General features: G+C 70.0%; 2 protein-coding genes and 1 tRNA gene. All 3 read left to right on the top strand.

Translation table 11 applies throughout. The features are described from left to right. Positions 1 to 344: 344 nt before the first annotated feature. A tRNA-Ser gene (locus tag HF519_RS30030) sits at positions 345 to 410 on the top strand. A gap of 530 nt (positions 411 to 940) precedes the next feature. Beyond that, positions 941 to 1,132 (top strand): hypothetical protein, encoded by a 192-nt coding sequence (locus HF519_RS30025; RefSeq protein ID WP_169416315.1) that lies wholly within the window; start codon positions 941 to 943, stop codon positions 1,130 to 1,132. Positions 1,133 to 1,408: 276 nt separating this feature from the next. Beyond that, on the top strand, positions 1,409 to 1,713 hold a 305-nt coding region (locus tag HF519_RS30020; RefSeq protein ID WP_246245439.1), incomplete at its 3' end, for an antibiotic biosynthesis monooxygenase.

The following is a 1,713-nucleotide window of genomic DNA, read 5'->3' as shown; positions in this document are numbered from 1 at the left end:
CCAGGTCCGTCGGGGGCGAGCGGGGGGCGGTGTCGCAGGTGGGAACGGGTACGGCTCCGCACGGACGTCCGCCCGCAGAGCTCGAAAGCGTGTGAGCCGCGAAGCGAGGCCGCCGAGGCCGTCTGTGCTGCGGCGACCGCCGAGCAGGAGTTGAGCGCAGGCGCGCCGGGCCACCGCTGATGCTGGGGTAGATGTCGGCCAGGCCGACTACGCCGACAGGCGCGCAGTCGTAGTACGGACGGTAGTAAGGACCTCGCGAGTCGGTCTGGTACCGGTCGGACGAAGTGAGACGCAATGAACGGTGGAGGCCGTAGGACCAGGGCACCGTCGGATCGGGCGAGCGCCGTGGGATGGGGCCCATGCTGCTCATAACCCAGAGGTCGCAGGTTCGAATCCTGCCCCCACTACCACCCGAGAGGGCCGCCAACCGGCAAGGTTGGCGGCCCTCTCGCTTTTGTACTCAGGCCGGAGGATCGCCCCGATGGTCACGGCCGTGGTCACCGCGGAGTCAGCCGACGCCCGCGGCCCGAATCGTCGGCGCCGCCACCTGCACGGCGTGCTCGTCCTTCCCCGGGATCACGTCCATGGAGCTGTCCTGGATGAACGAGACCGACGAGTGTCCAGCCGCTCGCTGACCACCTTGCCCGGAATGCCGGTGCGCAGTGCCGCGCTGGCGTAGCCGTGCCGGGCGTCATGCAGCCGGATCGTCGATCGCGACGGCCGATACCGGTGGACCCGGTGGTACACCGGGGCGATCCAGCACGAGCAGCTGCTCCACACCATCGCGGGCGGCCTCGACGGAAGCCGGAAGGATGACGAATGCGGACGTCGGGTCATGCGAATGGCACATCTGCACCGACCGGTTCACCGTGGGCGAGACGCTGCATGGGCTGTTCATCGGCCCGGCCGGCCCGCCCTCGCGCTACCGGACGTTCCTGGCGTGGGTGCATCCCGCCCATCGGCGACGGGCGACCGCGAACTGCGGACGAGCCTGGTCGCCGCGCAGCTCTACAGCGACGATTTCGACATTCAACGCCCCGACGGCAGCGTCCGCCGACCGCACGTCGCCGGGCGGCCGTCCCCGGCCCTGGCGGTGAACCCGGGCGCGTCTGCGGCGTTGCCGTGGATGTGACAGACCGCAGACGGCGTAGGCCGGACGCTTCGGATCCTCGCGCCCTCATCGGCGTCCGTCCGACCCGGAATCCGGCACGCTGACTGGGCGGGCGTCCCGAACAGCGGCTGGTCGTCCGAGTCCAGGATGGCTGTGGTGCTCGAGTCCGAAGGGGCGCCGTAGGTCTGTGAGCGGATGTACTGGGGTTTCCGGAGGGATCGCCCGCCGGCTCAGCGGCAACGGCTGAGTACGGTCCGGCGCCCGGCCGCCTCCGCGAGCGCGGAGGATAATGAGGTGATGACAACGGCCGGCGGCCCGACGTCTGCCCGTGAACGCATCGCAGCCGGTGATGAGCCGGTGACGGTGGTCTTCAGCTGGCGCGCCAAGCCGGGCAAGGAGGACCAGTTCGCCGAGTGGGCGAAGGGCCTGACCTCGGCCGCTGCACATTTCCCCGGCAACCTCGGCGCCACCGTCATCCACGAGCAGGGCAGCCGCGACTTCCACCTCATCGCGCAGTTCGTGAACCGGGAATCTCTCCAGAGGTGGCTCGAGTCGAGAGAACGGGCGCGCTGGTACGAGACGGTCCGTGACATCGCGGACGC

Origin of the sequence: Pseudonocardia bannensis, from assembly GCF_012911875.1 — a bacterium.
Lineage (GTDB): Bacteria > Actinomycetota > Actinomycetes > Mycobacteriales > Pseudonocardiaceae > Pseudonocardia > Pseudonocardia bannensis.
This window is presented reverse-complemented; position numbering and strand designations above follow the sequence as displayed.